Source organism: Streptomyces sp. GL_140 (assembly GCF_057834465.1).
Window position 1 is genome coordinate 6,421,592 of sequence record NZ_CM174404.1, and the last position, 13,235, is coordinate 6,434,826.

The 13,235-nt window shown below is 72.6% G+C and carries 8 protein-coding genes; 5 read left to right on the forward strand and 3 right to left on the reverse strand.

The window, feature by feature from the left end; translation table 11 throughout:
• Positions 1–56 precede the first annotated feature (56 nt).
• Positions 57–1,661, forward strand: a complete 1,605-nt coding sequence (locus tag AC3IYJ_RS30170) for a glycoside hydrolase family 13 protein (protein ID WP_489397671.1) — start codon at positions 57–59, stop codon at positions 1,659–1,661.
• A gap of 45 nt (positions 1,662–1,706) precedes the next feature.
• Here the strand turns inward: AC3IYJ_RS30170 and AC3IYJ_RS30175 are convergent, their stop codons facing one another.
• Entirely contained in the window at positions 1,707–2,942 is a 1,236-nt protein-coding gene (locus AC3IYJ_RS30175; protein ID WP_489397672.1) for a citrate/2-methylcitrate synthase, read from the reverse strand.
• Positions 2,943–3,006: 64 nt separating this feature from the next.
• On the opposite strand from AC3IYJ_RS30175, the gene AC3IYJ_RS30180 reads away from it, so the two are divergent.
• Together AC3IYJ_RS30180 and AC3IYJ_RS30185 are read left to right on the forward strand one after the other, a co-directional pair.
• A complete protein-coding gene (locus AC3IYJ_RS30180; RefSeq protein ID WP_489397673.1) occupies positions 3,007–4,158 on the forward strand; it encodes a citrate synthase in 1,152 nt (383 codons plus the stop codon).
• Between the two features lie 25 nt (positions 4,159–4,183).
• Positions 4,184–5,314, forward strand: coding sequence for a CobW family GTP-binding protein (locus AC3IYJ_RS30185; protein WP_489397674.1), 1,131 nt, complete (start codon positions 4,184–4,186; stop codon positions 5,312–5,314).
• 19 nt (positions 5,315–5,333) lie between these two features.
• On the opposite strand, the gene AC3IYJ_RS30190 is transcribed toward AC3IYJ_RS30185, so the two are convergent.
• The gene (locus AC3IYJ_RS30190; protein ID WP_489397675.1) at positions 5,334–7,481 is read right to left on the reverse strand and encodes a restriction endonuclease; all 2,148 of its coding nucleotides are present in this window, start codon (positions 7,479–7,481) and stop codon (positions 5,334–5,336) included.
• Positions 7,482–7,608: 127 nt separating this feature from the next.
• Positions 7,609–10,065 (reverse strand): DNA gyrase/topoisomerase IV subunit A, encoded by a 2,457-nt coding sequence (locus tag AC3IYJ_RS30195; protein WP_489397676.1) that lies wholly within the window; start codon positions 10,063–10,065, stop codon positions 7,609–7,611.
• A 233-nt stretch (positions 10,066–10,298) separates the two neighbouring features.
• Here AC3IYJ_RS30195 and AC3IYJ_RS30200 point away from each other — a divergent pair, with 233 nt between their 5' ends.
• Together AC3IYJ_RS30200 and AC3IYJ_RS30205 are read left to right on the forward strand one after the other, a co-directional pair.
• Positions 10,299–11,663 (forward strand): M16 family metallopeptidase, encoded by a 1,365-nt coding sequence (locus AC3IYJ_RS30200; protein ID WP_489397677.1) that lies wholly within the window; start codon positions 10,299–10,301, stop codon positions 11,661–11,663.
• Positions 11,664–11,695: 32 nt separating this feature from the next.
• The gene (locus AC3IYJ_RS30205) at positions 11,696–13,063 is read left to right on the forward strand and encodes a M16 family metallopeptidase (RefSeq protein WP_489402971.1); all 1,368 of its coding nucleotides are present in this window, start codon (positions 11,696–11,698) and stop codon (positions 13,061–13,063) included.
• Positions 13,064–13,235: the final 172 nt, after the last annotated feature.

The following is a 13,235-nucleotide window of genomic DNA, read 5'->3' on the forward strand; positions in this document are numbered from 1 at the left end:
CCGGCCGCCCCCTGTGAAAGAACGCTGTGAAAAGAACGCCGTGAAAGGACCCCTCCGTGGCTGACTTTCCCCTGCCCGAAAACGCCGCCGACTGGTGGCGCTCGGCCGCCATCTACCAGGTGTACGTACGCAGCTTCGCCGACGGCGACGGGGACGGCACCGGTGACCTCGTGGGAGTCCGGGCCCGCCTCCCCTACCTCGCCGAACTGGGAGTGGACGCACTCTGGTTCACCCCCTGGTACCTCTCCCCGCTGGCCGACGGCGGATACGACGTCGCCGACTACCGCTCCATCGACCCCGCCTTCGGCACCCTCGCCGAGGCCGAGAAGCTCATCGCCGAAGCCCGTGAGCTGGGCATCCGCACCATTGTCGACATCGTCCCGAACCACGTGTCCGACCAGCACGCCTGGTTCAAGGCCGCCCTCGCCGCCGGCCCCGGCAGCCCGGAGCGCGAGCTCTTCCACTTCCGCCCCGGCCGCGGCGCGCACGGGGAACTGCCGCCCGGCGACTGGCCCTCGCAGTTCAACGGCGCCGCCACCTGGACGCGGGTACCGGACGGGGAGTGGTACCTGCACCTGTTCACCCCGCAGCAGCCCGACCTGAACTGGGACCACCCCGCCGTCCGCCGGGAGCACGAGGAGGTCCTGAGGTTCTGGTTCGAGCGCGGAGTGTCCGGCGTACGGATCGACTCCGCGGCCCTGCTGGCCAAGGACCCGGCCCTGCCCGACCTGGCGGGCCGCTCGCCCGAACCCTGGCCCGGCGAGGTCCACCCGTACATCGACCGCGACGACCTGCACGCCATCTACCGCTCGTGGCGCGCCATCGCCGACGAGTACGGGGGCATCTTCGTCGGCGAGGTCTGGCTGCCGGACTCCGAGCGGTTCGCCCGGTACCTGCGCCCCGACGAGCTGCACACCGCCTTCAACTTCTCCTTCCTCAGCTGCCCCTGGGACGCCGGCCGGCTGCGCACGTCCATCGAGGAGACCCTCGCCGAACACGCCCCCGTCGGAGCCCCGGCCACCTGGGTGCTGTGCAACCACGACGTGACCCGCACGGTCACCCGCTACGGGCGCACCGACACCGGGTTCGACTTCGCCGCCAAGGCCTTCGGAACCCCCACCGACCTGGACCTGGGCGCCCGGCGGGCCCGCGCCGCCGCGCTGCTCTCGCTCGCCCTGCCCGGCGCCGTGTACGTCTACCAGGGCGAGGAACTGGGCCTGCCGGAGGCCGACATACCGCTCGACCGCATCCAGGACCCCATGCACTTCCGCTCCGGGGGCACCGACCCGGGCCGCGACGGATGCCGGGTCCCGCTGCCCTGGACCGCCGAGCCGTGGAACGACGCCTGGCTGCCCCAGCCCGAGCACTGGGCCGCGTACGCCGCCGACCGCCAGGACGGCGACCCGGACTCCATGCTCACCCTCTACCGGACGGCCCTTCGGCTGCGCCGCGCCGCCGGAGGCTTCGGCGGCGGAGCGCTGGAGTGGCTGGACGCGCCGCCCGGGGTGCTGGCCTTCCGCCGCCCCGACGGGCTGGTCTGCGTGGCCAACCTGTCGCCGGAGCCGGCCCCGCTGCCGGCCCACACCGAACTCCTGCTCAGCAGCTCCGCCCTGGACAGCGGGCTGCTCGCGCAGGACACGGCGGTCTGGCTGCGGACCTGACGCCGCCGCCGGACCGCCGCAACCACCGCTCCGCCTCCCCGCCCGTCACGGCATCGGCCGTGGCGGGCGGGGACCCTGGTACTGGCCGCTCGGCCGCATCCGCAGCGGGCGCTCCTGGTACTCCTCCAGCGCGTGCGCGATCCAGCCGGCAGTGCGCGCCACCGCGAACACCGTCTCCCCGGCCTCCGCGGCCATCGCGCACGACACCGTCAGCACGGCCAGCGCCAGGTCCACGTTCGGGTACAGCCCGCCGCCGTGCCGGGCCATCACCCCGGCCACCTCGCGCGCCGCGCCCAGTGCCGGACCGGCCTGCGCCAGCCCCTCCAGTCGTGCGAACAGCGCCGTCGCCCGCGGGTCCTCGCCCCGGTACAGCCGGTGTCCGAGCCCCGGCACCCGTCGCCCGGCCCGCAGGTAGTCGGCCACCACCGGCGCCGCTCCGCCCCGCTCCAGCACCTCCACCAGCATCCGGTGGGCGAGCCGCCCGGCCGCTCCGTGCAGGGGGCCCTCCAGCGCGCCGAGCCCGGCCGAAACCGCCGCGTACGGATGCGCGCGGGCCGAAGCCGCCACCCGTACGGCCAGGGTCGACGCGGCCAGGTCGTGGTCGGTGAGCAGCGCCAGGGCCAGGTCCAGCACGGCCAGCGCGTCCGGATCCGGGTCCAGGGCGGAGAGCCGGGGCCACAGCTGCCGGGCCAGGCGGCCGTCCCCGGGCCACTGGGACGGGCCGACCTCGGGCAGGGCGCCGACCAGCGTGGGGATCAGGGCGCGCGCGGAGCCCAGTACGGACGTCTCGGAAAGGTCGAAGCGCAGCGGGTCCGCGACGGCCGCGGCGGCGACGGCCACCCGCAGCCGGTCGAGCGGGCCGCCGTGTTCCGGCAGCGCGGCGACCGCCCGCCGGGCCGCGGCGAGGGCTTCCGGGGGAGCGGTGAACCGGGCCCCGCGCACCAGGGTCCCCGTCCACAGCCACTCGGCGACCTCCTCGTAGCGGTACCGGGAGGCCAGCTCCACGGCGTCCACGCCGCGGAAGTAGTACCGGTCCGGCTCGATGAGGGTGAGCGAGGTGCGCACGGAGAACTCGCCGGCGGCGGGGACCGCCGCTTCGCGCCGACTGCTCCGGGCCAGCGCCTCCACCTCGTGGGCGTCGAAGCTGCTGCCGCGCCCGACCTGATCGCGGCGGCTGGTGAGCTGCCCGCGGCTGACGTACGCGTACACCGTCGCGGGCTTCACCCCCAGCAGCTCGGCCGCCTGCCGGGTGGTGAGCCGTCGCTCTTCGTTCATGCCCATCACTCTATACATGTTGATTCAATCAATATTGACAAGGATTCCATCAATCATCGATGGTCGATGCATGAACACCACCGTCGAAGTACCCCGCGGACTCGCGGGGGTCGTGGTCACCGAGACCCTGCTCGGTGACGTCCGAGGCCGTGAGGGCTTCTACCACTACCGCCAGTACTCGGCCGTCGAGCTCGCCCGGAGCCGCACCTTCGAGGACGTGTGGCACCTGATGTTCCGCGGCACGCTGCCCGCGGACACCGCCGAACGCGCCGCCTTCGCCGCCGAGACCGCCCCGCTGCGCCGGCTCCCCGCCGAGGTCCGCGACGCCCTGCCCGCACTGGCCCGCGCCACCGCCCTGTCCGGCCCGCTCGCCGGCCTGCGCACCGCGCTCTCGCTGCTCGGCGCCTCCGCGGGCTTCCGCCCGGTCTACGACCTCGACCCCGAGCGCCGGGCCGCCGACGCGCTGGCCGCCTGCGCCGCCGTACCGACGCTCCTCACCGCGCTGCACCGGCTGGGGCAGGGGCTGGAACCGGTGGAGCCGCGCGAGGACCTCCCGTACGCCGCCAACTACCTCTACATGCTGACCGGGCGCGAGCCCGCCCCGGTCAGGGCCCGCGCGGTCGAGCAGTACCTGATCTCCACCATCGACCACGGGTTCAACGCGTCCACCTTCACCGCCCGCGTGATCGCCTCCACCGGAGCCGACGTCGCGGCCTGCCTCACCGGGGCCATCGGCGCGCTCTCCGGCCCCCTGCACGGCGGCGCCCCCAGCCGGGCCCTGGACACGCTCGACGCCATCGGCACGGCGGACCGGATCGACCCCTGGATCCGCGAGCGGGTTCTCGCGGGCGACCGGATCATGGGCTTCGGACACCCCGTGTACCGCACCGAGGACCCCCGCTCGCGGATGCTGCGGGAGATCGCCCGCGGGTTCGGCGGCCCGCTCGTGGACTTCGCCGTGGAGGTCGAGCGGCACGTGGAGGAGATCCTCGCCGAGCTGAAGCCGGGGCGTGAGCTGCACACCAACGTGGAGTTCTACGCCGGCGTGGTCATGGAGCTGTGCGGGCTGCCGCGCGAGATGTTCACCCCGACCTTCTGCGCGGCCAGGGTGGTCGGCTGGAGCGCGAACATCCTCGAACAGGCCACCGACTCGAAGATCATCCGCCCGGCGGCCCGCTACACCGGCCCGACCCCGCCCGAGCCGGTCCCCGCCCTCGGCTGACGCGGCACTGGCTACGATCGACCGGGTGAACAGCATCCCCGTCATCGTCCTCGCCGGATTCCTCGGATCCGGCAAGACGACCGTCCTCAACCACCTCCTGACCCACAGGGGAGGCACCCGCATCGGGGTCGTCGTCAACGACTTCGGCTCCATCGAGGTGGACGCGATGTCGGTGGCCGGCCGGCTCGGCGACTCGATGGTCTCCCTCGGCGGCGGCTGCCTGTGCTGCGCGGTGGACGGCAGCGAGCTGGACGCCTACCTGGAGAAGCTCGCCGACCCGGTCCACCACATCGACGTGATCGTCATCGAGGCGAGCGGGCTGGCGGAGCCCCAGGAGATGGTCCGGATGCTCGTGGCCAACGAGAATCCGGCCGTCCGCTACGGCGGCATGGTGCAGATCGTGGACGCGGCGGAGTTCGACGCGACCCGGGTCGGGCACCCCGGGACCGACCGGCACCTGGCCGTCGCGGACCTGGTGGTGCTCAACAAGACCGACCGGGTGGACGCGGGCGAGCGGGCGAGGATCGAGGACGTGCTCGGCGGTCTCTGCGCACCGGGGATCCCGGTCGTCGGCGCGGATCACGGGCGGATCGACCCGGAGCTGCTCTTCGACCGGCGGCCGTGGGAGCAGACGCGGGGCCAGCTGTCCTTCGAGGACCTCCTGGAGCAGGCGCATGCGGACGGGGCGGACGGGGCGCGGGGGACCGACGGGACGCCGGAGAGCGACCACTCCGAGCACGTCCACGCGGCCTACGAGAGCATCGAGTTCGTGTCCGAGCAGGCCCTCCACCCGCGCAGGTTCATCGAGTTCCTCGACCGCCGCCCGGCCGGTCTCTACCGAATCAAGGGCTTCGTCTACTTCGGCGTTCCCGGCCACCAGGAGCGCTACGAGGTCCACGCGGTCGGCCGGTTCCTCCGCTTCACCCCGCAGCCCTGGGGCCGGGGCGAGCCCCGCCTGACGCAGCTCGTCCTGATCGGCTCGGGCACCGACGGCCCGGGGCTGCTCAGCGAGCTGGAGGCCTGCCAGGAGGCGCAGCCGCAGCGCGGCCGCCCGGAATCCATGTGGGGCGTCCTGCGCTACGTGGACCGGCCGGCGCAACCGGTCCCCGATGCCGACGCGGAGGCCGAGGCGGAGGTCGACATCGAGGACCCGTGAGGCCGGCCCGCCGGACCCCTCAGGCGACCTCGATGCCGAAGTCGCCGAGGAGGGGCTCCAGGCCGTCTCGGTAGCCCTTGCCGCCGAGGACGAAGTCCCAGTCACCGCCCTCGCGGCGCCGGAAGGAGCCAAGGACCAGGGCGGTTTCGCCCGCGCGGCCGTCGGATACGTCCAGTCGGGCCAGCTCCCCGCCCGTGGCGTCCAGCAGCCGCATCCGGGCGTCCGTGAAGCCCGCCAGATCGGCGTGGGGGTTGACCTCCGGGTCGATGGCCGCGACGAGCACCAGCCGGTCGGCCCGCCGCGGCAGGTCGTCGAAGGAGACGAGCAGCGCCGCCTTGTCGGGGGCCGAGTGCGCGTGCGCCCGTACCGAACCGTCCGGGGTGCGGGGGTTGTTGAAGAACACGAAGTGGTCCTCGCTCAGCACTCGGTTGCCCTCGCAGACCAGCGCGCACACGTCCAGCGCGACCGACCCCGCCCACGACATGCCGAGCACGTTGTGGTCCGGGGAAACGGGCGGGGAGGACGGAGCGGACGGAGCGGACGGAGCGGGCGGCGCGGACGATGTGGGCCGCGCGGCCTCCGCCGTGCGCTGGGCCGGTACTTCGGCCGCCGGTCCGCCGCCGAGGCGTCCGCGCAGTCCGTGCTGGTGGAGCAGGCCCACGAGGGTGGATCCGTCGACCAGCTCCAGCGGCTTGTCCGCGATGAACGCGTACGAGGTGGGTCCGAAGGTCGCGGTGGTGACCAGCACCCCCTTGTTCGCGCCCCGGTCCTGGACCGTGCCGTACAGGTCCCGGACCGCCGTCGGCGGGACCGTGTGCCGGTACCGCTTGACCTGCACCACGATCCGCCCGCCCCGGATCGGAGTCGGGTCGAGAGCCTCGACGTCCACGCCCCCGTCGCCCGACCGTTGCGTCGTCACCGCTTCCATGCCCATCGCCCGGAACAGCTCGGCGACCAGGTTCTCGAAGACGATGGGGTCCATCGCGAAGAGGTCCGGTTCGTCCTCGCCGCCCTGCGCGTGCCCGCCGTGGCTGACGACCGCGCCGACCTCCTGCGGCCGCCGTCCCGGACGGACCGCCGTCAGCTGGTCGGGCCGGGCCGACAACTGCCCGCGCAAGCCGTCGACCAGGCAGTCCACCGCGCTCACCTGCTCCAGTCGCAGCCCGGAGAAGTCGGCGCGGTCGGCCCGAACGGAGCCCAGGACGAGCTGCGCCTCCCGGCCCGTCACCGGATCGTGGTCGTCCACGAACCCGTTGACGACGACCGAGTCCAGCGCGCCGAACTCGTCCGCCGCGTACAGCTCGCGCACCACCAGCAGCAGGCACTGCGCCAGCAGGTCCCGGTAGACCGCCCGGCGCTGCGTGGCCGGGCGGGCGGTCTCCTTGTCCTCGTCGGTACTCGGCACGTACCGCACGGACTTGATCTCCGGCACCACCTGGTAGCGCGGCAGCTCCCAGTCCAGCACCAGCTGTCGCGCCGCCGGGTCGTACGCGGCGGTCACCTGCCGGGGCAGCTCCTCGGGCCAGGCCGTGGAGGCGTACAGGGCCGCCGAGAAGTACTCCACCGCGGCCTCGGCGTCACCCGAGCGCAGGGCGTCCGCCGTCTCGCTGAGGCCGCTGTTGTGCGCGCGTATCCCGGCGAGCTGCGCCGTGGCCCACTGGTCGTACTGCTGCCGGTACGCGGCCAGTTGCCGCAGCCGGTCCTGCTCCGCCGCGTGGGCGGCCTGCCAGGCCCGGGTGTACCGGTCGTGCGCCTCGCGCTCCGCCTGTGCCCGCCGGCCCGAGCCGAGGGTCCAGCCGCTGCTCTGCTGCTGGAACTGCTGGAGGTGCGGCAGCGGTACGGGGTGCGCCAGCGTGCCCGGGTCGAAGGGCTGGAGCTGCTCGGAGCGGACCAGCCCGGACATCCGGAAGGCGGGCGCCCGGCAGCCGGCGGCCAGCAGCCCCTGCAGGGCGGCCACGTCCGCGTCGAGCCGCTCGGTCCGGCGCCGGGCCTCGGCCTCGCGGTGCTGCTTGTAGGCGGCCTGCTGCTCCCGCTGGCCCCGCGCCGCGTCCCGTTCGTACGCCCGCTGCCGACGCTCGGCCTCGCGTTGCTGGACCAGCTGTGTGCGCTGCTGCTGGCGCTGGGCCTCTGCCCAGACCCCGATCAACCCGCTCGACCGACGACTCATCAGCTCTGCTCTCCCGCCCCCACCTACGTGTACCGGGAAAACACTAGGCCCTGTACGGCGAACGGGGCGCGCGGTCCCCGGATCGCTCCGGACCGCACACCCCGCCGGCCGTTCAGGGCCCGGCGTCCTACAGCGCGGCCCCGGCCAGCGCCGCGACCACGACCGGCAGCGAGGTGCCCGAGCCGTCCCGTCGCGGATCGACGGCGGGCAGCTGCGCGGGGCTGCCGTTCGCCGTGGCCGCACGGGCCGGCGAGCCGCCCGCCCAGGCCAGGACCAGCAGGTCCTCGCCCTTCAGGAACCGCTGGCAGCGCACGCCGCCGGTGGCCCGGCCCTTGCGCGGGTACTGGTCGAACGGGGTCAGCTTCACCGACAGCAACGAGTCGTCCAGCGTCCCGTGCGAGCCGGCCACCGTGAACACCACGGCGTCGCGCGCCGGGTCGACGGCCGAGAAGTGGATCACCTTGGCGTTGTCGGAGAGCTTGATGCCCGCCATGCCGCCCGCCGGGCGGCCCTGCGGGCGCACCTGGGCCGCCGGGTAGCGCAGCAGCTGGGCGTCGTCCGTGATGAAGACGAGGTCCTCCTCGCCCGTGCGCAGCTCGACCGCTCCGACGATCCGGTCACCGTCCTTGAGGGTGATGACCTCCAGCTCGTCCTTGTTGGCCGGGTAGTCCGGCACGACCCGCTTGACCACGCCCTGCTCGGTGCCGAGCGCCAGGCCTTGCCCCGACTCGTCCAGAGAGGTCAGGCAGACGACCTTCTCGTCGGCCTCCAGCCCGGAGAGGAACTCCGAGACCGGGGCGCCGCCCGCCAGGTTCGGCGAGGCGTGGGTGTCCGGCAGCTGCGGCAGGTCGATCACCGAAAGCCGCAGGAGCCGCCCGTACGAGGTGACCGCGCCGATGTCGGCCCGGGCGGTGGCCGCGACCTGCGAGACGATCAGGTCGTGCTTGGCACGGGATCCGCCCTCCTCCTCGGGGAGCGGATCGGCGTTCGCGGTGCGGGCCAGCAGGCCGGTGGAGGACAGCAGCACCCGGCACGGGGTGTCCTCGACCTCCAGCGGCACCGCCGCGACCGGGGTCCCGGCGGACTCCAGCAGCACCGTACGGCGCTCCGTGCCGAACTTCTTCGACACCGCGGCCAGTTCCGAGGAGACCAGCTTGCGCAGCTCGTTGTCGGAGTCCAGGATCCCGGTCAGCTCGTCGATCTCGCCGGTCAGCCGGTCGCGCTCGGACTCGAGCTCGATGCGGTCGAAGCGGGTGAGGCGGCGCAGCGGGGTGTCCAGGATGTACTGGGTCTGGATCTCGCTCAGCGAGAAGCGCTCCATCAGGCGCTCCTTGGCCTGGGCGGAGTTGTCGCTGTCCCGGATGATCCGGATGACCTCGTCGATGTCGAGCAGGGCCACCAGCAGGCCCTCGACCAGGTGCAGGCGGTCGCGCCGCTTGCCCCGGCGGAACTCGCTGCGGCGGCGCACGACCTCGAAGCGGTGGTCGAGGTAGACCTCCAGGAGCTCCTTGAGGCCCAGCGTCAGCGGCTGTCCGTCGACCAGCGCGACGTTGTTGATGCCGAAGGACTCCTCCATCGGCGTCAGCTTGTACAGCTGCTCCAGCACGGCTTCGGGGTGGAAGCCGTTCTTGATCTCGATGACCAGCCGCAGGCCGTGCGAACGGTCGGTGAGGTCCTTGACGTCCGCAATGCCCTGGAGCTTCTTCGAGCCGACCAGGTCCTTGATCTTCGCGATGACCTTCTCGGGGCCGACCGTGAAGGGCAGTTCGGTGACGACCAGGCCCTTGCGGCGCGGGGTCACGTCCTCCAGGGTCACCGTCGAGCGGATCTTGAAGGTGCCGCGGCCGTTCTCGTAGGCGTCCTTGATGCCCGCGAGGCCCACGATCCGGCCGCCGGTGGGCAGGTCGGGACCCGGTACGAAGCGCATCAGCGCCTCGAGGTCCGCCTCCGGGTAGCGGATCAGGTGGCGGGCGGCCGCGATGACCTCGCCCAGGTTGTGCGGGGCCATGTTGGTGGCCATGCCGACCGCGATCCCGGACGCGCCGTTGACCAGCAGGTTGGGGTACGCGGCGGGCAGTACGACCGGCTCGCGCTCCTGGCCGTCGTAGTTGGCGGCGAAGTCGACGGTGTTCTCGTCGATCCCGTCCGTCATCAGCGACGCGGCGTCGGCCATCTTGGACTCGGTGTACCGCATAGCGGCCGGCGGGTCGTCGTTGCCGAGGGAGCCGAAGTTGCCGTGGCCGTCGACCAGCGGGAGCCGCATGGAGAAGGGCTGCGCCATGCGCACGAGGGCGTCGTAGATCGACGCGTCTCCGTGCGGGTGCAGCTTGCCCATGACCTCGCCGACGACGCGCGCGCACTTGACGTAGCCGCGGTCGGGGCGCAGGCCCATCTCGTTCATCTGGTAGACGATGCGCCGGTGCACCGGCTTCATGCCGTCGCGTGCGTCGGGCAGGGCGCGGGAGTAGATCACCGAGTACGCGTACTCGAGGAAGGAGCCCTGCATTTCGTCGACGACGTCGATGTCGAGGATCTTCTCCTCGAAATCCTCCGGCGGCGGGGTCTTCGTGCTGCGGCGGGCCATCGCTGCGCGGCTCCTTAACCAAGATTCGGGATGAGCTGAGCTCTCACGGGGTGGGCTGGTGCGCCTGGCCGGGTTTCGGACAGGGGTGACGCGGACCATTGTGGCCCGAGGTACCGACAACGCCGACTCCGACCCAGGACTGGGCCGGGAACTTCTCCGGTCGCCGACACGCTTGCATACAGTGGCAGGTCTGACAGGAATCTCTGCATCGCGATCGAAGGGACCACATGCCCATGGGTCACACGGCCACAGCCCAGGCCGGCTCCGGCGGCCTCACAGCGACCGAGCACAGGCTGGCCAACGGCCTGCGCGTGGTGCTGTCCGAGGACCACCTGACCCCGGTCGCCGCGGTCTGCCTCTGGTACGACGTCGGCTCGCGCCACGAAGTCAAGGGGCGTACCGGCCTGGCTCACCTCTTCGAGCACCTGATGTTCCAGGGCTCGCAGAACGTGTCCGGCAACGACCACTTCGAACTGGTCCAGGGGGCCGGCGGCTCCCTCAACGGCACCACCAGCTTCGAGCGCACCAACTACTTCGAGACGATGCCGACCCACCAGCTGGAGCTCGCGCTGTGGCTGGAGGCGGACCGGATGGGCTCGCTGCTGGCCGCCCTGGACGACGAGTCCATGGAGAACCAGCGCGATGTCGTCAAGAACGAGCGCCGCCAGCGCTACGACAACGTCCCCTACGGCACGGCCTTCGAGCGGCTGACCGCTCTGGCGTACCCGGAGGGCCACCCGTACCACCACACGCCGATCGGCTCGATGGAGGACCTGGACGCCGCGTCCCTGGAGGACGCGCGCACCTTCTTCCGTACGTACTACGCGCCCAACAACGCGGTGCTGTCGGTGGTCGGCGACATCGACCCCGAGAAGACGCTCGCCTGGGTCGAGAAGTACTTCGGCACGATCCCCGCCCACGACGGCAAGCAGCCGCCGCGCGACGGCTCGCTCCCCGACATCATGGGCGAGCAGCTGCGCGAGGAGATCGTCGAAGAGGTGCCGGCCCGCGCGCTGATGGCCGCCTACCGGCTCCCGCACGACGGCACCCGCGAGTGCGACGCCGCCGACGTGGCGCTGACCGTCCTCGGCAGCGGCGACTCCTCCCGGCTGCACAACCGCCTGGTCCGACGCGACCAGAGCGCCGTCGCGGCCGGCTTCGGGATGCTGCGCCTGGCCGGCGCGCCCTCCCTCGGCTGGCTGGACGTCAAGACCTCCAGCGGGGTCGAGGTGCCCGCCATCGAGGCGGCCGTGGACGAGGAGCTCGCGCGGTTCGCCGCCGAGGGCCCGACGGCCGAGGAGATGGAGCGCGCGCAGGCGCAGCTGGAGCGCGAGTGGCTGGACCGGCTGAGCACGGTGTCCGGCCGCGCGGACGAACTGTGCCGCTTCGCGGTGCTGTTCGGCGACCCGCAGCTGGCGCTGACCGCCGTCCAGCGGGTCCTCGACATCACCGCCGAGGAGGTCCAGGCCGTGGCCGCGGCCCGACTGCGCCCGGACAACCGCGCGGTGCTCGTGTACGAGCCGATCGCGGTGGACGTGGAGGACGAGGCGGCCGAATCCGCCGGGAACAGCGACGAGAACGAAGGGGCGGAGCAGTGAGCGACACCGCAGCCGACACCGCAGCCGTCACGATGACCTTCCACCCGCGCCCCCGGGCCGGTGAGCCGCAGCCGTGGGCCTTCCCGGCCCCCGATCGCGGGGTCCTGGCCAACGGCCTGACCCTGCTGCGCTGCCACCGGCCGGGCCAGCAGGTCATCGCGGTCGAGATCAACCTCGCGGCCCCGCTCGACGCGGAGCCCGAGGGCCTGGACGGCGTGGCCACCATCATGGCCCGCGCCCTGTCCGAGGGCACCGACAAGCATTCCGCCGAGGAGTTCGCGGCCGAGCTGGAGCGCTGCGGCGCCACTCTCGACGCGCACGCCGACCACCCGGGCCTGCGGGTCTCCCTGGAGGTTCCGGCCTCCCGCCTGCACAAGGCGCTGGGACTGGTCGCCGAGGCGCTGCGCGCGCCGGCCTTCAGCGACGCCGAGGTCGACCGCCTGGTGCGCAACCGGCTCGACGAGATCCCGCACGAGCTGGCCAACCCGCAGCGCCGCGCCGCCAAGCAGCTCTCCAAGGAGCTGTTCCCGCAGTCCCTGCGGATCTCCCGCCCGCGCCAGGGCACCGAGGACACGGTCGCGCGGATCGATTCCGCGGCCGTACGGGCCTTCTACGAGGCCCACGTACGCCCCGCGACCGCCACCGCGGTGATCGTCGGCGACCTGACCGGCATCGACCTGGACGCCGTCCTGGCCGACACCCTGGGCACGTGGACCGGTGACACCACCGAGCCCCTCCCGGTCGCGCCGATCACCGCCGACGACCGCGGCCGCGTGGTCATCGTGGACCGGCCCGGAGCCGTCCAGACGCAGCTGCTGATCGGCCGCATCGGTCCGGACCGCCACGACCGGGTCTGGGCCCCCCAGGTGCTCGGCACTTACTGCCTGGGCGGCACCCTCACCTCGCGCCTGGACAAGGTGCTGCGCGAGGAGAAGGGGTACACCTACGGCGTGCGCGCCTTCGGCCAGGTGCTGCGTTCCACCGCCGACGGCAAGGGCGCCTCGATGCTCGCCATCAGCGGCTCGGTGGACACTCCGAACACCGGCCCGGCGCTCGACGACCTCTGGAAGGTGCTGCGCACCCTCGCCGAGGGCGGCCTGACCGACGCCGAACGGGACGTGGCCGTGCAGAACTTGGTGGGCGTGGCCCCGCTGAAGTTCGAGACGGCCGCCTCGGTCGCGGGCACCCTCGCCGACCAGGTCGAGCAGGAGCTACCGGACGACTACCAGGCGCAGTTGTACGCGCGGCTCGCCGAAACGGGCACGGTGGAGGCCACTTCGGCGGTCGTCAACGCCTTCCCGGTGGACCGCCTGGTCACGGTGCTGGTGGGCGACGCCTCGCAGATCGAGGAGCCCGTACGGGCCCTGGGGATCGGCGAAGTGACCGTGGTCACCAACTGACCGGACGACGGGCGGCCGTTCACCGGCCGACAGAGGGGTTCAGGCGGCTTGTCCGCAGGGGCCCCTTTTGTCTGTTTAGTCGTGTGGTTGCTTGTATGTGGTGTGGCGTACGCAACAAAAAGGCGTGTCTGTTTGGCGATTGACTGATGATCCGCCTAGCGTCGGCCCTGCT

Excerpts from the sequence above, each read along its gene's own strand:
- AC3IYJ_RS30180 (WP_489397673.1), top strand. The coding sequence starts at position 3,007 with ATGAACACCACCGTCGAAGTACCCCGCGGACTCGCGGGGGTCGTGGTC.
- AC3IYJ_RS30205 (WP_489402971.1), top strand. The coding sequence starts at position 11,696 with ATGACCTTCCACCCGCGCCCCCGGGCCGGTGAGCCGCAGCCGTGGGCC.
- AC3IYJ_RS30195 (WP_489397676.1), bottom strand. The coding sequence starts at position 10,065 with ATGGCCCGCCGCAGCACGAAGACCCCGCCGCCGGAGGATTTCGAGGAG.
- AC3IYJ_RS30175 (WP_489397672.1), bottom strand. The coding sequence starts at position 2,942 with ATGGGCATGAACGAAGAGCGACGGCTCACCACCCGGCAGGCGGCCGAG.
- AC3IYJ_RS30190 (WP_489397675.1), bottom strand. The coding sequence starts at position 7,481 with ATGAGTCGTCGGTCGAGCGGGTTGATCGGGGTCTGGGCAGAGGCCCAG.
- AC3IYJ_RS30200 (WP_489397677.1), top strand. The coding sequence starts at position 10,299 with ATGGGTCACACGGCCACAGCCCAGGCCGGCTCCGGCGGCCTCACAGCG.